Source organism: Xanthomonas hyacinthi (assembly GCF_009769165.1).
In the GTDB taxonomy this organism is placed as follows: domain Bacteria; phylum Pseudomonadota; class Gammaproteobacteria; order Xanthomonadales; family Xanthomonadaceae; genus Xanthomonas_A; species Xanthomonas_A hyacinthi.
Window position 1 is genome coordinate 3658883 of the sequence record NZ_CP043476.1, and the last position, 16787, is coordinate 3675669.

Below are 16787 nucleotides of genomic sequence, written 5' to 3' on the forward strand. Positions count from 1 at the left end.
GGGCGGGTGGCCGATCCCGGCTGCCCTGCCTTGATTCGGAGGATCGCGTCGGCGCGGACGGTGTCCGCGCCGAACGCGTCCGGCCTGCCCGCTCAGCGCTGAATGGAGCAGGTCATGGCGGCACCTGCCTCGGCACCGGCGAAGGAGGCGTTCGAGCAAGCGACGGACTGGCCGACGCCCACGTTGCGGTAATACCAGGACCCATTGGCACCGTACGCGACCAGACCCGTGCCCTGGGAGACGTTGCAGACGCCGCCTTGCGTGGCGCATGCGGCGAAACCCTCAGGCGCCTCGTCCACGCCCCTGGGCGTTATCTTCCGGGTGTCGTCGCGGGTGAACAGCAAGGTGCCGAAACCGTTGTTGTCGGCATACGGTGTACGTCCTTCGGGACGCATTTTTACCGCTACCTGCTGCGTGAACGGGGCCGACAGCGCGCCACGGTGGACGTAATGGTTCAAGACCATTTCGTAGATGGGACGGAATTCGCCTCGACCGATGCTGGATATCGTGTCGTGGGGATACTTGCCGGTCGTATCCACCATGGGCACGAAATGTACCTCGTTGCCAAGGTTGTAATTGGCCACGTACTCGAAGCCAGCCAGCAGTCTGTTCCCATAGGCAGCGTAGAGATCGAACCCCTGTGCCCATGCCACCTCGGCCATTTCCGCAAGGTTGCCTATGCCAAGCTGGGTGTGCGCCTGATCGCGTCCGCTTTCCTGGGTTTCGCCTTCCGCATTGATGACGTAGTGGAGCAGCGCTCCGTTGGAAGGCCCGTTGTAGTAGTAATCGAGCGCGCGATTGAACATCTGCCAGTCGTTCGTGTACGCGCCGATGGCCATCATGGTCTTCATGCAACTGCTGTCCCAATTGCCGTTCGCCCTGGGGGCAAAGCCCTTGATGACCGGATAGAACACGTCGACGAACATGCGTTCCGATGCTTTAACGTCATCTTGCGACCAGCCCGCGTCGCCATAGCGGATCAACTCCGCAGCAGCCACGAACTTGAAGCCGACCAGTCCTGCCGCCAGCTGCGCGTCCTGGCCTTCGATCGATGTCAATGTGCCCGACCAGGCGTTCAGGATCCCCTTGGCGTTGGCGGCATAGCGTGGATCGCCGCTCAGTGTCCACATGAGTGCCTGCTGGTATGCGGCGTTGCCGTCGTTGGTGAATTGATTGATGCACAGCGTCTTGGACGGCACGTCGCGCACGACCTTGGGGCAATGCCCGCCCTGAATCTGGTAGAGCGGCGAGGAGAGGTTGTCGCTCTTCAATTTTGCGTAGCCGCTTGCCCATGGCTCCTGCGACAGGTGCGCTTTGATGCGAGCGATGTCGCTGGCGGTATGCATGATGCCGGGATGCGCGAACGTGGCCGCTACGTCCGCACACGCCTCTCCACTGCCGCAGAGCAACAGTGCTGCCGTCAACGGCGCCAGGCAGCGAGAAGCCGATCTGGCGGTCGGGGAAAGGCCATCGAAAAAGCTGAGTGAACGGTCGCGAGCCATGCTGTGTCCTATGTCAATCGTTGTGAAATTGCGAGGATCGTTCGTTGTTGCGCCATCGTGGCCATCGGGAAAACCCGGGCAAGCAGGGCATGCCGACGCGTTTGCATGCGATGCATGCAAGGACGCGGAAGATGGCAGGAAGCGGCATCGCTTGCAACACTCTGTTGCTGATTTTGCAACACGCTGCCATTGTTCATGCAGCGGTAATCTGAACCGGGCAGTCAGCAGCCGCTGGCAGGCGCAGGAGCGGCCGGGCCCCGGCCCGGACCAGCGGCCGCGACGCTTCTAGGTATTGCCCCATTCACGCATCTGCCGGCGGTGCCCCGTCCGCGGCCGGCTCGCCGTCGCCGTACACCGGCCCGGCGGCGTCCTGCAGCGCCTGCAGCATGATCCGCGCGCCCGGCGACAGCAGCCAGTCGGTGCGGGTGATGATGCCGAACGCGTCCATCCGGCACGACAGCTCCACCGGCACGATCGCCACGCTGCCGTGGTCGGCGAAATGCCGGGCCACGTCCATCGGTACCACCGCCAGATAGTCGCCGTGGCGCAGCAGCTGCGGCAGCAGCAGCAGCGCGGAGCTCTCGACCACCCGCTTGGGCGGCTCCAGCCCGGCGTTCTGGAACATCAGTTCGAAGCGGTGGCGCAGCACGCTGCCGTCCGGCGGCACGATCCAGCCGGCCGCGGCCAGTGCGGGCAGCGCCGGTTGCGGCATGGTGAGGATCGGGTGGCCGGGGCGGGCGATCGCGCGCACCTCTTCCTCGGCCAGCGCCTGGTAGTGCAGGTTGCGCTTGTCGTGGTGCGCGAACAGCCGCGCCACCACGATGTCCAGCCTGTTCTGCGCCAGCTGCTCCAGCAGCACGTCGCTGCCGTCCACGCGCAGCGCCACGCGCAGCAAGGGATGCTGTTCGGTGACCTGGGCCAGCGCGGCCGGCAGCAGGGTCATCGCCGGCCCGGCGATGGCGCCGACACTGACGCTGCCGAAATAGCCGGCCTTCAGCGCTTCGATCTCGGCGCCGGCTTCGCCCAGGCTGGACAGGGCGATGCGCGCGTGGCGGATCATCGCCTCGCCGTACCAGGTGGAGCGCATGCCGCGCGGCAGGCGCTCGAACAGCGGCACCGCCAGCATGTCCTCCAGGTCCTTGAGCAACTTCGACGCAGCCGGCTGCGACATGTTCAAGGTCGCGGCGGCGCGGTGGATGTTGCCTTCCTCCTCGATCGCCAGCAGCAGCATCAATTGCCGGGTCTTCAGGCGGGCGCGGACGAACCAGGGCGTGGCGGCAGGCATGGCGGCCAATACATATGAATGTTCGTATACATTAAGCCAAAAATGATATTTGTTGCATATAGGTCATCCGGCCAGAATAGAAGCGCATCCGCGGCACCGGCCTGGACGACGCCGCCACGCATCGGCTCGGCGACAGCGTGCTCGACTGCGCCGAGCTGCTGGGCAACGGCCGCGCGGCTGGCAGCGCACCTGGCCCGACCTGATGGCGATGGCGACGGCCTGCTGGGTCTGGCCAGCCGCCGCATCGCCGTGGCGCCGACGCAGACCGTGGAAGTGGCATTGCCGGCGCGCGGCGGCTGCGTGCTGCAGTTCGACTGAGCGCGCTCGCCGCTGCTGCGTGCCGGCGCCGCAGGCCGGTATGCGCCAGCATAGAATTGGCGCTCGCGACAGGAGCGCTGCCATGCTGAAGATCTGGGGCCGACACAATTCGAGCAACGTGCGCAAGGTGCTGTGGTGCGCCGAGGAAATCGGCGTGGCGTACGCGTCCATCGAGGTCGGCGGCGCGTTCGGCAAGACCGCCGATCCCGCCTACCGCGCGTTGAATCCCAACGGCCTGGTGCCGGCGATCGAAGACCAGGGCCTGGCGCTGTGGGAGTCCAACGCCATCGTGCGCTACCTGGCTGCGCGCTACGCGCCGGGCACGCTGTATCCTGAAGATCCGGCCGAGCGCGCGCGCGGTGACAAATGGATGGACTGGACCACCTCGAGCTTCGCCGGCGCGTTCCGCGACCTGTTCTGGGGCACGCTGCGCGCCGCGCCCGAGGCGCGCGACGAAACCGGCATCGCCGCGGCGCTGGCGCGTTCGGGCGAGTTGCTGGGCATGGCCGATGCGGCGCTGGCGCAGCAGCCGTGGCTGTCGGGCGCGCAGTTCGCGATGGGCGACATCCCGCTCGGCAGCTTCGCCTACGCCTGGTTCGAGATGCCGATCGAGCGGCCGGCGCTGCCGCATCTGCAGGAGTGGTACCGGCGCCTGCAACGGCGTCCGGCCTACCGCAAGGGCGTGATGACGGCGCTGACCTGAGCAAGGCATGGCCTCCGGACGACGCTGCCGGACGCGTTGTGCGTCTGCCGCCTTTGCGTTCGAGCGCTCGCCCCTGTCCGCCCGGCACCTGACGAAAAGAGCCGCAAGTGATCGAGGCCCCGAGAATCGTGCTGTGCATTCCCGGCCCATGGCAGGACCGCAGCCAGTTCCTGGCCGCCATCGTCCGCGGCAGCGGCGGCTATCTGTTCGCCGGCCGGATTCTGCGGCACGTGCAAACCGGCGACGCGTTCGAGCTGCAATACGAGCCGCGCGATCCGCGCATGGCCGCGGCATTCGCTGCGGCCGGGCCGCACTGGCGCGGTTCCGCCGAGATGGCGCGCATCGACGCGCACGCGTCCGTCGCCTACCTGATCGGCGTGGGCGGCTCCAGGGTGCGCGCCGAGGCGATGATGGCCGCGGCTGCGGCGTTGCTGGAGGCCGGCGGCCTGGGGGTGAAGGTCGAGAGCAGCGGTGTCGCGCACAGCGCGGCGGCCTGGCGCCAGCTGTGCGCCGAGCGATCCCAGTGCAGCGCGCATCGCGCCTACGTGTTGAACGTCACCGGCGCGCAGGTCCATTCCTGCGGCATGCATCATTTCGGTATGAAGGACGCGATCGTCGCTGTGCAGGCGGCATCCGATCCGGTTGCGCTGCTGCACAGCTTCACCTGGTATCTGTTCACCGAAGCGTCGGCGATGCGCGAAGGCCACACCTTCTCCGTCGCGCCGCAGGCGCCGCGCTACCGGCTCGACGCCGAACCCGGCACGCAGTTCCAGCCCGGCGACCTGTTCGCCAATCCCTACGGCTTGTGGCGGCTGACGCCGCTGTGAGCTGGCGATCCGGGATGCGCGGCGCGCAGCTGGCGCCGTTGTTTCATCGGTGCAGGCAACCGCACTTGCAGGAGCGGCTCCGGATGGCCTCGGGCCATCGGCCGCGACAGGAATTCACCGGCAAGCCCTATCGCCACCCTTGCTCGCATCACGCGCCGCCTGCAACTACAGCGCTCGAACATGCTCAGCGCGGCGCGCAGGGCGCTACAGCCTGCCGCCGGCCACCGCCGGCGCCGCCTCGCGTGCGGCGGCGCGGCGCATCACCCAGTTGAACAGCGGCGTGGCCATCAGCGTGGACACGATCGCCATCAGCACCAGGATCGAGAACAGACCCTGTTCGATGACCCCGGCCTGCAGGCCGATGTTGATGATGATCAGCTCCATCAGCCCGCGTGCGTTCATCAGCGCGCCGATCGCCATCGCGTCGCGGTTGTTCTCGCCGCTGATGCGCGCCGCGGCCCAGCAGGCGATGCCCTTGCCCAGGAACGAGGCCAGCAGGATCGCGCCGGCGGCGATCAGGATCTGCGGGTCCAGCAGCACGCTGAGCTGGGTCTTGAGCCCGGAGAAGGTGAAGAACATCGGCAGCAGGAACACCACCACGAACGGCTGCAGCTGCTCGCGCAGCTTCTCGGTCAGCGCGCCCTTGGGCAGGCAGGCGCCGAGCAGGAAGCCGCCGAACACCGCGTGGATGCCGATCGCGTCCATCGCCCAGGCGCTGAGGCAGAACAGCATCAGCACCACCGCCAGCACGCTGGTGCTGAGCGGCTGGTCGGGACGCACGTGGTCGGCCAGGCGCCGCAGCCAATGGCGGCCGACCAACATCATGAACAGCGCGTAGCCCACGCCGCCGCCGATCGCCAGGTAGGCGCTGTTCCAGCTGCCGCCGAAACTGGCCAGCACGATGGCCAGGATGCACCACGCCGCGGCGTCGTCCACCGCGCCGGCGGTGAGCGCCAGGGTGCCGAGCGAACTGCCGGTGAGGCCGCGCTCGTGGATGATCCGCGCCAGCATCGGGAAGGCGGTGATGGCGATGGCCGCGCCGAGGAACAGCGAGGCTTCCAGGGTCCTGGCCTTGGCCGAGAACAGGCCCGGGGTGTGCAGCAACCACGGCAGCAGCAGGAACGCGAGCACGAACGGCACCGCGATGCCGGCCAGCGACACGCTCATCGCGCTGCGGTAGCGCGCACGGAAATGGTCGCCGCGGAAGTCGGTGCCGACCAGGAACATGTACAGGCCCACGCCGAGCTGCGCGACCACGTACAGCATGTCCAGGGTCTGCTTGGGGAACAGCGCCTGCTGCAGGTCCGGCAGGACCAGGCCGAACAGCGACGGCCCCAGCGCCACGCCGGCGATCATCTCGCCCACCACCTGCGGCTGGCCCACGCGCTTGGCGAGCAGGCCGACCAGGCGGCATATCAACAGGATCGCCGCCGCCTGCAGAAAGAAATACACCGACATCTGCGGGGTGGTCATTGGGCGCGCATCCTTGATAGGTCGGCGGATGATAGGAGCGCGTGGCGGAGAACGCCATGCTTGCCCGCCGCCTGCGACGCGTGCCGGCCGGCGCGGCCATGCAGCGCCGGCCGGCGCGGCGAACCGCCGGCGGTACTTTCGGCACTGACCGCCGCGCGCCGGATGCAGTGCTATGCGGGGCGGCGCGCACGGCTGTCAGCGGCCACGGGGTGGGTCATCACTTGATTACAGCGGGAGAGAGGGCGATGAGCGAAGCATGGACCCGGCGGCAATGGCTGGGCCTGTCCGGCAGCGCGCTGCTGGCGGGGCTGCTGCCCGCGACGGCGCCGGCAGGCGCGGCGGCGGTGCCGGCTGTGCCAGCCACGGCCAAGCGCGAGGGCGCGACCGACGCCGCGGCGCTGTACCGGCGCGCGCTGGTGCTCGACGCCAACACCCTGGCCTCGATCGGCCAGCTGGCCGGCGACGACGACAGTGCCGACCGCATACGCCAGCTGCGCGATTCCGGCGTGACCGCGTTGAAGACCACGCTGGGCGGCGCCGACGGCGACTTCGAAGCGGCGGTGAAGGACATCGCCGCCGCGCAGGCGCTGGTCGAGCACTATCCGCAGCACTTCCTGAAAGTGCTGCGCCACGACGACCTGCGCCGGGCCAAGCGCGAGGACAGGATCGCGCTGATCTTCTCCTTCGAATCGGCCGCGATGCTGGAGGACAAGCCCGAGCGCATCGACCTGTTCCGCCAGCTCGGCGTGCGCGTGATGCAGCTGTCCTACAACCACGCCTCGCCGTTCGGCAGCGGCTGCCTGGACGGCGATGCCGGCGGTGTCACCGCGCTCGGGCACGAGGCGATCACGCGGATGAACCGGCTCGGCGTGGCGCTGGACCTGAGCCATGCCAACGCGCAGACCACCCGCGAGGGCATCGCGCTGTCGCAGCGGCCGCCGGTGATCACCCACGCCGGCTGCAGCGCGGTGTTCGCGCATCCGCGCAACAAGCTCGACCGCGACATGCGCGCGCTGGCCGACAAGGGCGGGGTGATGGGCATCTACATGCTGCCGTTCCTGACCGAGGACAGCCGCCAGCCGCAGCTGGCCGATTATCTGCGGCACATGCGGCATGCGCTGGACGTGTGCGGCGAGGACCACGTCGGCATCGGTACCGATTCGATGTTCTTCCCGGTCACCGCGCAGGACGTGCGCGAGATGGACAAGCAGATGCAGCAGCGCCGCCGCGACGGCATCGGTGCACCCGGCGAGAACCGCACGCCGTACCTGCCCGACGTCAACAGCGTGCGCAAGCTCGAACGCGTCGCCGATGGCCTGCTGCGCCACGGCTACGGCGCGCGGGTGACCGAAAAGGTGCTGGGGCTGAACTTCGACCGGGTCTTCGGCGCGATCTGGGCGGCCTGACGCGCGCGCCCAGATCGCGTGCGCCGGTGGACTGCGGCGTTGCATGCAGCGCGCCGGACTGTTCCAGCGGTGCTGCGCCGAACGCATTGACCCGCTTATGGCGCAGGTCCAGACTTGCGCCCTCGTCCACCGTATCGCCCGCCCTCCCATGCCGCACGCACCGCTGCTGATATTGCCCAACGATGCCCTGCGCGCCAGCGCGGGCCGGGTGCGCCTGCCTGACGGTATGGACAACGCCGAGCCGTAGCGCTCCGCCGCCGCCGATCCGCCGCAGACGAGCACCCGATGGGTGCTTTTTTATTGCCTTTTTTCCAGCTTTCCCACTTCCGAGACGCGAAGGAGAACGTGCCATGCACCACGCCGCCGAACCCGAAATCTAGCCGCATGCCCACGCGCCAACCGGGGCATGCGGCCTCTCCGTGTTGGCACTGGAACCCATCTCATGAACACCCAAACCCTTTCCCGCTGGCGCAACCTCGGCATCATCGCCCACATCGACGCCGGCAAGACCACCCTCACCGAACGCCTGCTGTGGGCCACCGGCGCGATCCATCGCGTCGGCGAAGTCCACGACGGCGCCGCCACCACCGACTTCTCCGACATCGAACGCGCCCGCGGCATCACCATCGGCGCGGCCGCGGTGCAGGCGCAGTGGTCCGCGCGCGGGCAGCCGGCGCATCGACTCACCCTGATCGACACCCCCGGGCACATCGATTTCGCGATCGAGGTGGAACGCTCGCTGCGCGTGCTCGACGGCGCGGTCGCGGTGTTCTCCGCGGTCGACGGCGTGCAGCCGCAATCGGAAACCGTGTGGCGCCAGGCGCGCCGGCATGGCGTGCCGCTGCTCGCCTTCGTCAACAAGATGGACCGCGCCGGCGCCTCGTTCGACGGCGTGCTGGCGCAGCTGCGCAGCAAGCTCGACGCCACGGTGTGGGCGGTCGGCGTGCCGCTGCCGGGCGATTCCGGCTTCGACGGCTGGGTCGACCTGGTCGGGCGCCGCGTGCTGGCGTGGGATGGCGACGGACGCATGTCCGCGCGTGCATGGAACCTGCAGGACGCTGCCGCGTTCGCCGCTGCGCGCGAGCGACTGATCGCCGCGGTGGCCGAGCACGACGACGCGCTGGCGCAGGCCTATCTGGAAGGGCGTGCGATCGACGCGGACGCACTGCGCGCGGCGTTGCGACGCGCCACCCTGGCCGGTGCCGGGGTGCCGGTACTGGCCGGCTCGGCGTTCAAGAGCAAGGGCATCGAGCCGTTGCTGGACGCGATCGTCGACTGGCTGCCGTCGCCGCTGGACCGCCCGCCGGTGCCGGCGACGCGCGACGCGGATGACGCCAGCGGCACGGATGCCGCACACGTTGCGCAACTGGCGCCGGATCCGTCCGGTCCATTGGCGGCGCTGGTGTTCAAGGTCGCGCATACCGCGCAGGGGCCGCTGGCCTTCGTGCGCGTGTATGCGGGCACCTTGCGTGTCGGCGACACGGTGTGGACGTCGCAGGCGCGGCGCCTGCGACGGGTCGGGCGCCTGGCGGTGGTGCAGGCGCAGCGCACCCACGACGTGGTGCAGGCCTGCGCCGGCGAGATCGTGGCCATCCTCGGCTGGAAGGACGCGAGCAGCGGCGAGACGCTCAGCGACGGCGATCAGCGTTGGGTGCTGGAGAGCATCCGCACGCAGCCGCCGGTGCTGGCGTGGCGTCTCGGCGCGGCCAATGCCGCGGAACTGGTGCGGATGGGGCAGGGACTGGCGCGGCTGGCGCAGGAAGATCCCTCGCTGCGCGTCGACAGCGATGCCGAGACCGGCGAAACCCTGGTCTGGGGCATGGGTGAGCTGCACCTGGAGGTGACCGTGGAGCGCCTGCGCAGCGAGTGGCAGGTGGATGTGCGCAGCGCCGCGCCGCGCGTGGCCTACCAGGAAACGCTGCGCGCCGCGGCGCTGGGCGTGGTCGGGCGGCTGTCCAAGCAGAACGGCGGCCATGGCCAGTTCGCGCAAGTGGTGCTGGACATCGTGCCGCGCGCGGACGGCGAGGTCGCGTTCGTGGACCGCAGCCGCGGCGGCGTGGTGCCGAAGGCCTTCGTCGCCGCGACCGAGAAGGGCGTGCGTGCGGCGCTGGCGCAAGGCCCGCGCGGCTACCCGGTGGTCGGCGTGGAGGTGGCGCTGGTCGATGGCCTGGCGCATGCGGTGGATTCGTCGGACCTGGCGTTCCAGCGTGCGGCGTCGGAAGCGGTGAAGGCGGCGCTGGCGCAGGCCGGCACGCTGCTGCTGGAGCCGGTGATGGCGCTGGCGATCGACACCCCGGCGGCCAGCGTCGGCGACGTGCTCGGCGATCTGCAGCGGCGCGATGGACGCGTCGTGGCGATCGAAGAGCACGGCACGCGCGCCGACGTGCTCGCGCAGGCACCGCTGGCGCAACTGCAGGCCTACACCACCGCGTTGCGCTCGCTGACCCAGGGCCGCGCCTCGGCGAGCATGACCTTCGACGGTTACGCGGCGGTCAGGGCGGCGTGAGTTCGCTTGACCGTCATGCCAGGCAGCAGGACGTTGAGGAGCCGGTTCGCCGGCTCCTCTTTTTTTGCCCGGCGCTTGCGCGCGCGCCGCGATCCGGGCTTGATAGGCGCCCCCGACCCCGGAGCCGTGCATGCGCCGATTCGTTGCCATCCTGGCCTTGCTGCCTGCGCTTGCCGCGGCGCAGGCACCGCCGTGCGCGACGCCGCTGCAGGTGGCCGCGCGGCTGTACCAGGCGCGCGACTTCTATTGGCGGCCGCAGAACCTGGACGGGCTGCTGACGCCGTCCTTCGCGCATGCGATCAAGACCGAGCTCGCCTGCGCCGAGCGCGAAGGCATCTGCCGCCTGCACTACGACCCGTGGACCAATGCGCAGGACGGCGACATCCAGGGCACGCCGCGCTTCACCCTGGTGTCGGGCGGCTCCCTGGCCACCGTGCTGGAGGTGCGGGTGGACTATCGGCTGGCGCTCGGCGGCGCGGCCACCAGGCCGGGTACGGTGAAGATCGAACTGCAGCGCCGCGGCAACGGCTGCTGGGCGGTCAGCGACCTGATCTCGCCGGCCGGCGAATCGCTGTTCGCGCGGCTGTCCGACGCGCCGGAATAATCGCCGAACACAAAAAAACCACGCCGACCTGCGTCGGCGTGGTTCGCACGACCTGCCCGCGCCCCGCAACGGGAGGGTGGGCGCGAAGGCGTCCGCGACTATTGCAGCTTCAGCATCACGATCGCCTTGGCCGGCAGCGCCACTTCCAGCGTGCCGCGCGGCGGCCAGCCGCCGGGGATGGTGTCGTAGTGCATGCGCAGCCCGGCCAGGAACTTGGTGGCCTCGCGCATCATCACGAGTGATGCAATGCCGCAGATTGCGTGCGTGGACTGCGGCATCGCACGCGCCTGGCAGTAGCGTGCAATCGCAGATGCTGCCGTGCGGCGTGGTGCATCGCTGCGCCAATTGCGCGGCGATGGCTTGCGAGCGGCTGCGCTGGTTATGCTGCGCGGCACGCGTGGACTCCGCGCGCGCCCAACCAGGACCCGCGCATGTCATCGATCTTCGGCCAGCTTCCCGACGGTACCGCCATCCAACGCCTGGTCCTGGACGGCGGTGCGGGCCTGCGCGCGGAACTGCTGACCTATGGCGGCCTGCTGCGCAGCTTGAGCCTGGACACCGCGCGCGGCCGCACCGAACTGGTGCTCGGCCTGCCGACGCTGGACGCGTACCTGCACGACCCCGCCTATCTCGGTGTGCTGGTCGGCCGCTTCGGCAATCGCATCGCCGGCGCAGCCTTCGACCTGGACGGACAGCGCTACGCGGTCGCCGCCAACGAGGGCGCCAATCACCTGCATGGCGGCGCGCGCGGATTCGGGCGCCGGGTGTGGTCGGTGCAGGCGCAGTCCGAGCGCAGCCTGCAACTTCGCTACGACTCGCCGGCCGGCGAGGAAGGCTATCCGGGCAACCTGCAGGTCAGCGCCGAGTTCAGCGTGCACGACCGCACCCTGGAACTGCAGTTCGTCGCGCACAGCGATGCGCCGACCCCGCTCAATCTCACCCATCATCCGTACTTCAACCTGGCCGGCGATGCCGGCGTGGCGGCCGCCGCGCAATGGCTGCGGGTGCCGGCCGACCGCTACCTGCCGGTGGCCGACGCGGCGCTGCTGCCGAGCGGCGAGATCGCTGCGGTGGCCGGCACGCCGTTCGACTTCCGCAGCCCGCGCGCGATCGCCGACAAGGATATCGCCGCCGATCCGCAGCTGCACCTGAGCGGCGGCTACGACCATTGCCTGGTGCTGGCGCAGGCGCGCGACTGCAGCGCCGTGCTGTATTCGCCGCACAGCGGCGTGGCCATGCGCATCGCCAGCGCGATGCCGGCGCTGCAACTGTACGAAGGGCATTGGCTGGACCGCCAGCATCCGGGCCTGGGCCGCGGCGTGTGCCTGGAGCCGCAGGGCTATCCGGATGCGCCGAACCAGCCCGGCTTTCCCGACACCATCCTGCGTCCCGGCCAGGTCTACCGGCACCGCATCGAATACCGCTTCGCCGAGGTCGGCGCGAATGCCGAGTGGGCCGCGGTGGAGGCGGCGCTGGCAGATTGAGGTGTGATGCAGAGGCGGCTCAATCGGGTGCAGGTAAACGGAGTCTTGTGGGAGCGCCTTCAGTCGCGATGGGCATTCCCGATAAAGCCCCGTCGCAACTGAAGTCGCTCCCACAGGGATGAATCCGGCTCCCCTGTTACCCGCAGCCGTTACTGCGGATGCCCGAGCACCAGTTCGATCACGAACTTGCTGCCGAAGAACGCCAGCAGCAGCAACAGCATCGCCGCCAGTGTCCAGTGCACCGCCTTGATCCCGCGCCAGCCGTAGCGCCAGCGGCCGAACAGCAGCGCGCCGAACACGATCCACGACAGCACGCTGAGCACGCTCTTCTGCACCAGCCGCTGCGCCAGGAAATCCTGCACGAACAGCACCCCGGTCAGCAGGGTCAGGGTCAGCAGGATGAAGCCGACCACGATGGTGCGGAACAGCAGCGTCTCCAGCGCGGTCAGCGGCGGCAGCGCACGCAGCCACGGATGGAAGTCGCGACGGCGCAGCGCGCGTTCCTGCAGCCACAGCATCACCGCCAGCAGCGCGGCGATGCCGAGCGTGGCGTAGGCCAGCAGCGCCATCCACGCGTGCAGCTGCAGCCGCCAGTCCAGCACCGGCGCCGGCTCGTGGCCGTGCGAGTGGTAGGCCAGCAGCAGCGCGGCCGACAGCGGGAATACCACCACGCCCAGCGCCGCCATGCGCCCGCTGGCGCCGACCAGCGCGGTCATCAGCGCCATGCCCAGGCTGACCAGCGACAGCGCGGCGAAGAAGTGCATGTCCGGCCCGCCGGCGGTGTGCAGCGCCACCTGCACGTGGTAGCCCGCATGCAGCGCCACCGCCGGCAGCGCCGCCCACAGCCAGCCGCGGCTGCGCTCGACCCGGTCGCGCACCACCGAGCCGACCAGCAGGCCGGTGGCGGTCAGGTACAGCAGGGTCGCGACGAGGATGAGGAGCATCGCGCCAGTTTCGCATATCGGGCCGGCGCTGGTGGCGCGGGTACCGTCCTGCGGGCGCGGCGGAGGCGCCAGGACGCCGCCGCCGCCGGGATCGCCGGCGGGCGCGGCTATAATCGGCAACCGTTTTCCATTTGCGACCCGCCCGCATGTTCGAATCCCTCACCCAACGCCTCTCCGGCACCATGCAGCGCCTGCGCGGCCGCGGCCGCCTGACCGAGGAGAACATCCGCGAAGCCACCCGCGAGGTGCGCATCGCGCTGCTCGAGGCCGACGTCGCGCTGCCCGTGGTGCAGGCGCTGATCGAGCGCATCAAGGTGCGCGCGGTCGGCCAGGAAGTGCTCAAGAGCCTGACCCCGGGCCAGGCGCTGATCAAGGTCGTGCGCGACGAGCTGACCACGGTAATGGGCTCGGCCGCCAGCGACCTCAACCTCAACGTGCCGGCGCCGGCGATCGTGCTGATGGCCGGCCTGCAGGGCGCGGGCAAGACCACCACGGTCGGCAAGCTGGCCAAGCACCTGAAGGAAAAGCGCAAGAAGAAGGTGATGGTGGTCTCGGCCGACGTCTACCGTCCGGCCGCGATCGAGCAGCTCAAGACCCTGGCCGAGCAGGTCGGCGTGCTGTTCTTCCCGTCCGAGGCCTCGCAGCAGCCGGTGGACATCGTCCGCGCCGCGATCGCCGATGCGCGCAAGTCCTTCGTCGACGTGCTATTGGTCGACACTGCCGGCCGCCTCGCCATCGACGAAGCGATGATGACCGAGATCAAGGCGCTGCACGCCGCGATCAACCCGGCCGAAACCCTGTTCGTGGTCGATGCGATGACCGGCCAGGACGCGGCCAATACCGCCAAGGCGTTCAGCGAAGCGCTGCCGCTGACCGGCGTGGTGCTGACCAAGACCGACGGCGACGCCCGTGGCGGCGCCGCGCTGAGCGTGCGCTACATCACCGGCAAGCCGATCAAGTTCATCGGCGTGGGCGAAAAGCCCGACGGGCTGGACGTGTTCCATCCCGACCGCCTGGCCAGCCGGATCCTGGACATGGGCGACGTGCTGTCGCTGGTCGAACAGGTCGAGCACCAGGTCGACAAGGACAAGGCGCAGAAGCTCGCCGAGAAGGTCGCCAAGGGCAAGAAGTTCGACCTCAACGACATGCGCGACCAGCTCGAGCAGATGCAGAACATGGGCGGCATTTCCGGGCTGATGGACAAGTTGCCGGGCATGGGCCAGATCCCCGAGCACCTCAAGCAGCAGGTCGCCGGCAACAAGGACGTGCCGCGGATGATCGCCATCATCGGCTCGATGACCAAGAAGGAGCGGCGCAATCCGACCCTGCTCAACGGTTCGCGCCGCGCCCGCATCGCGCGCGGCTCCGGCACCCAGCCGGCCGACGTCAACAAGCTGATGAAGCAGTACCAGCAGATGGAAAAGATGATGTCCAAGATGGCCGGCGGTGGCATGAAGGGCCTGATGCGCGGCATGAAGGGCATGATGGGCGGCATGGGTGGCATGGGCGGCCGCGGCGGCCTGCCGTTCCGCTGAGCCTGCGCAACAGCGCCCCGAAAAGGAGCACCGACGCACGTAAAGCCCCTCTCCCCCCGGGAGAGGGGTTGGGGTGAGGGTCGGGGCGAAGCCACCTCGCCATGCATGGAGGGGCTAGGTGAGGGTCGGGGCGAAGCCACCTCGCCATGCATGGAGGGGCTAGGTGAGGGTCGGGGCGAAGCCACCTCGCCATGCATGGAGGGGCTAGGTGAGGGTCGGGGCGAAGCCACCTCCCGCAGCCGCTGCGCAGAAACTGGCGATATCATCCGCTGCGCCATCCGCCACGCCACCGCGGCATCTGCCCGCCATGAACGATTCGCTGCAACACCGCGTCACCACGTTCTGCACCCGCTTCGGCCTGCGCACGCCGGTCCTGCTGGCGCCGATGGCCGGCGCCTGCCCGGTGCCGCTGTCGGTGGCGGTCGCGCAGGCCGGCGGCATGGGCGCGATGGGCGCGGTGCTGTCGTCGGCGGCAGACATCGGCCACTGGATGCAGGCGTTCCGGCAGGGCAGTTCCGGGCCGGCGCAGGTCAACCTGTGGGTGCCCGATCCGCCGCCGCTGCGCGATGCCGCCGCCGAGGCCGCCACCCGCGCCTTCCTCGCCCAATGGGGTCCGCCGGTCGAGGCCACTGCCGGCGATGCCGGTCCGGCCGATTTCGATGCGCAATGCGCCGCTGTGCTGGACGCGCGCCCAGCGGTGGCCTCCTCGATCATGGGCCTGTTCCCGCCCGCCTTCGTGGCGCGGCTGAAACAGGCCGGCATCGCCTGGTTCGCCTGCGCCACCACGTTGGACGAAGCGCTGGCGGCGCAGGCAGTCGGTGCCGATGCGGTGGTCGCGCAGGGCGCCGAGGCCGGCGGCCACCGCGGCGCATTCGATGCGGCCCGCGCCGAGCAGCAGTTGACCGGGCTGTTCGCGCTCTTGCCGCGTCTGGCCGACCGCTTGGACGTGCCGGTGATCGCCGCCGGCGGCATCGGCGATGGCCGCGGCATCGCCGCCGCGCTGGCCCTGGGCGCCAGCGCGGTGCAGATCGGCACCGCGTTCCTGCGCACGCCGGAGGCGGCGCTGGCGCCCGCCTGGGCCGCGGGGCTGGCGCGCGCCGAGCCGGAGCAGACCGCATTGACCCGCGCCTTTTCCGGCCGCCTCGGCCGTGCGCTGGCCACCGACTACGTGCGCGCCGCGGCCGCCGCCACGGCGCCGCCGCCGCGGCCTTACCCGGTGCAGCGCGGGCTGACCGCAGCGATGCGCCAGGCCGCGGTGCGCGACGGCCGCCTGGCGGCGATGCAGGCCTGGGCCGGGCAGTCGGCGTGGATGGCGCCGGCGCAACCTGCGGCGGCATTGCTCGACAGCTGGTGGGATCAGGCGCAGGCGCTGCTGTGAACGGGCAACTCTTTTGCAACGGGCGCCCGGCGAGCGCGGACGCGTTGGCCGCGCCGGCGCTGGTCAACTACGGCCACTTCAGCACGATGCAGGTGCGCGCCGGCGCAGTGCGCGGCTTCGACCTGCACCTGCAGCGGCTCGACGAGGCCACGCGCACGCTGTTCGGCAGCGAACTGCCAGCCGATCGGATCCGCGCCGAGCTGCGCGCGGCGCTGGCCGCATTCGGCAGCGGCGATGCGTCGCTGCGCGCCAGCGTGTTCGCGCGCGACTTCGATTTCCGCCGCGCCGCCGCGGCCTGCACGCCGCAGCTGCTGGTGTCGCTGGCGGCGCCGGCACAGGCGGACGCCACGCCATTGCGGCTGCGCAGCGTGGCGTTCGCGCGCGAGCTGCCGCAGATCAAGCACGCCGGCAGCTTCGCCCTGTTCCACCAGCGCCGGCTGGCGCTGCAGGCCGGCTTCGACGACGCGTTGTTCGTCGATGCGCAGGGTCTGATCGCCGAGGGCTCGACCTGGAACCTGGGCGCCTGGGACGGGCAGGGCGTGGTGTGGCCGCAGGCGCCGGCCTTGCGCGGCACCCAGGAACGGCTGCTGCAGGCCGGCCTGGCCGCGCTCGGCGTCGCCCAACAGGTGCGGCCGCTGCAACTGCATGAATTGCTGGCCGGGGACTACGCTGCGTTCGCCTGCAACGCGCGCGGCCAGCAGGCCATCGCCGCGGTGGACGGGCAGGCGCTGGGGCCGGGCGCGGAGCTGTTGCAAATACTGAACGCCGCCGTCGAGACACAAGCCTGGCAAGCCATCTGACGCGTCTGGGGGCGACTTGGCA

At 69.9% G+C, this 16787-nt stretch carries 15 protein-coding genes; 10 read left to right on the plus strand and 5 right to left on the minus strand.

What is annotated here, in order from left to right:
* Positions 1–92: 92 nt before the first annotated feature.
* Positions 93–1502, minus strand: coding sequence for an alginate lyase family protein (locus FZ025_RS16070; RefSeq protein WP_104558904.1), 1410 nt, complete (start codon positions 1500–1502; stop codon positions 93–95).
* Between the two features lie 301 nt (positions 1503–1803).
* Positions 1804–2787: a LysR substrate-binding domain-containing protein gene (locus FZ025_RS16075; protein WP_046979619.1), complete on the minus strand. Its 984-nt coding sequence runs from the start codon at positions 2785–2787 to the stop codon at positions 1804–1806.
* 18 nt (positions 2788–2805) lie between these two features.
* On the opposite strand from FZ025_RS16075, the gene FZ025_RS16080 reads away from it, so the two are divergent.
* From FZ025_RS16080 to FZ025_RS16090, 3 genes are all read left to right on the plus strand, one after another.
* Complete coding sequence (locus FZ025_RS16080; RefSeq protein ID WP_104558905.1) at positions 2806–3105, plus strand: hypothetical protein; 300 nt, start codon at positions 2806–2808, stop codon at positions 3103–3105.
* An 82-nt stretch (positions 3106–3187) separates the two neighbouring features.
* A complete protein-coding gene (locus FZ025_RS16085; RefSeq protein WP_046979617.1) occupies positions 3188–3808 on the plus strand; it encodes a glutathione S-transferase family protein in 621 nt (206 codons plus the stop codon).
* 107 nt (positions 3809–3915) lie between these two features.
* The gene (locus FZ025_RS16090) at positions 3916–4635 is read left to right on the plus strand and encodes a hypothetical protein (protein WP_046979616.1); all 720 of its coding nucleotides are present in this window, start codon (positions 3916–3918) and stop codon (positions 4633–4635) included.
* A 204-nt stretch (positions 4636–4839) separates the two neighbouring features.
* Here the strand turns inward: FZ025_RS16090 and FZ025_RS16095 are convergent, their stop codons facing one another.
* Positions 4840–6108 carry a cation:proton antiporter gene (locus FZ025_RS16095; RefSeq protein ID WP_046979615.1) on the minus strand — a complete coding sequence of 423 codons (1269 nt, stop codon included), beginning with the start codon at positions 6106–6108 and terminating at the stop codon, positions 4840–4842.
* 245 nt (positions 6109–6353) lie between these two features.
* Here FZ025_RS16095 and FZ025_RS16100 point away from each other — a divergent pair, with 245 nt between their 5' ends.
* From FZ025_RS16100 to FZ025_RS16110, 3 genes are all read left to right on the plus strand, one after another.
* Positions 6354–7514, plus strand: coding sequence for a dipeptidase (locus tag FZ025_RS16100; RefSeq protein WP_046979614.1), 1161 nt, complete (start codon positions 6354–6356; stop codon positions 7512–7514).
* Between the two features lie 442 nt (positions 7515–7956).
* On the plus strand, positions 7957–10020 hold the full coding sequence (gene fusA / locus FZ025_RS16105; protein WP_046979612.1) for an elongation factor G: 2064 nt from the start codon (positions 7957–7959) through the stop codon (positions 10018–10020).
* Between the two features lie 130 nt (positions 10021–10150).
* Positions 10151–10624, plus strand: a complete 474-nt coding sequence (locus FZ025_RS16110) for a hypothetical protein (protein ID WP_046979611.1) — start codon at positions 10151–10153, stop codon at positions 10622–10624.
* A 98-nt stretch (positions 10625–10722) separates the two neighbouring features.
* Here the strand turns inward: FZ025_RS16110 and FZ025_RS22735 are convergent, their stop codons facing one another.
* Positions 10723–10854: a hypothetical protein gene (locus FZ025_RS22735; RefSeq protein WP_280117185.1), complete on the minus strand. Its 132-nt coding sequence runs from the start codon at positions 10852–10854 to the stop codon at positions 10723–10725.
* 201 nt (positions 10855–11055) lie between these two features.
* Between FZ025_RS22735 and FZ025_RS16120 the strand changes: the two genes are divergently transcribed.
* Complete coding sequence (locus FZ025_RS16120) at positions 11056–12108, plus strand: aldose epimerase family protein (protein ID WP_104558907.1); 1053 nt, start codon at positions 11056–11058, stop codon at positions 12106–12108.
* 149 nt (positions 12109–12257) lie between these two features.
* Here FZ025_RS16120 and FZ025_RS16125 read toward each other — a convergent pair whose 3' ends face one another.
* Positions 12258–13052 carry a cytochrome C assembly family protein gene (locus FZ025_RS16125; protein ID WP_104558910.1) on the minus strand — a complete coding sequence of 265 codons (795 nt, stop codon included), beginning with the start codon at positions 13050–13052 and terminating at the stop codon, positions 12258–12260.
* Positions 13053–13198: 146 nt separating this feature from the next.
* Between FZ025_RS16125 and ffh the strand changes: the two genes are divergently transcribed.
* The 3 genes from ffh (at position 13199) to FZ025_RS16140 (ending at position 16765) form a co-directional block, all read left to right on the plus strand.
* On the plus strand, positions 13199–14587 hold the full coding sequence (gene ffh, locus FZ025_RS16130) for a signal recognition particle protein (RefSeq protein WP_104558908.1): 1389 nt from the start codon (positions 13199–13201) through the stop codon (positions 14585–14587).
* A gap of 307 nt (positions 14588–14894) precedes the next feature.
* Positions 14895–15965 (plus strand): NAD(P)H-dependent flavin oxidoreductase, encoded by a 1071-nt coding sequence (locus FZ025_RS16135; protein ID WP_046977264.1) that lies wholly within the window; start codon positions 14895–14897, stop codon positions 15963–15965.
* Entirely contained in the window at positions 15962–16765 is an 804-nt protein-coding gene (locus FZ025_RS16140) for an aminotransferase class IV family protein (protein WP_046977265.1), read from the plus strand. The genes FZ025_RS16135 and FZ025_RS16140 overlap by 4 nt, the downstream gene beginning before the upstream one ends.
* Positions 16766–16787 lie beyond the last annotated feature (22 nt).

Excerpts from the sequence above, each read along its gene's own strand:
- FZ025_RS16070 (WP_104558904.1), bottom strand. The coding sequence starts at position 1,502 with ATGGCTCGCGACCGTTCACTCAGCTTTTTCGATGGCCTTTCCCCGACC.
- FZ025_RS16075 (WP_046979619.1), bottom strand. The coding sequence starts at position 2,787 with ATGCCTGCCGCCACGCCCTGGTTCGTCCGCGCCCGCCTGAAGACCCGG.
- FZ025_RS16080 (WP_104558905.1), top strand. The coding sequence starts at position 2,806 with ATGTTCGTATACATTAAGCCAAAAATGATATTTGTTGCATATAGGTCA.
- FZ025_RS16085 (WP_046979617.1), top strand. The coding sequence starts at position 3,188 with ATGCTGAAGATCTGGGGCCGACACAATTCGAGCAACGTGCGCAAGGTG.
- FZ025_RS16095 (WP_046979615.1), bottom strand. The coding sequence starts at position 6,108 with ATGACCACCCCGCAGATGTCGGTGTATTTCTTTCTGCAGGCGGCGGCG.
- FZ025_RS16100 (WP_046979614.1), top strand. The coding sequence starts at position 6,354 with ATGAGCGAAGCATGGACCCGGCGGCAATGGCTGGGCCTGTCCGGCAGC.
- fusA (WP_046979612.1), top strand. The coding sequence starts at position 7,957 with ATGAACACCCAAACCCTTTCCCGCTGGCGCAACCTCGGCATCATCGCC.
- FZ025_RS16110 (WP_046979611.1), top strand. The coding sequence starts at position 10,151 with ATGCGCCGATTCGTTGCCATCCTGGCCTTGCTGCCTGCGCTTGCCGCG.
- FZ025_RS22735 (WP_280117185.1), bottom strand. The coding sequence starts at position 10,854 with ATGCGCGAGGCCACCAAGTTCCTGGCCGGGCTGCGCATGCACTACGAC.
- FZ025_RS16120 (WP_104558907.1), top strand. The coding sequence starts at position 11,056 with ATGTCATCGATCTTCGGCCAGCTTCCCGACGGTACCGCCATCCAACGC.
- FZ025_RS16125 (WP_104558910.1), bottom strand. The coding sequence starts at position 13,052 with ATGCTCCTCATCCTCGTCGCGACCCTGCTGTACCTGACCGCCACCGGC.
- ffh (WP_104558908.1), top strand. The coding sequence starts at position 13,199 with ATGTTCGAATCCCTCACCCAACGCCTCTCCGGCACCATGCAGCGCCTG.
- FZ025_RS16135 (WP_046977264.1), top strand. The coding sequence starts at position 14,895 with ATGAACGATTCGCTGCAACACCGCGTCACCACGTTCTGCACCCGCTTC.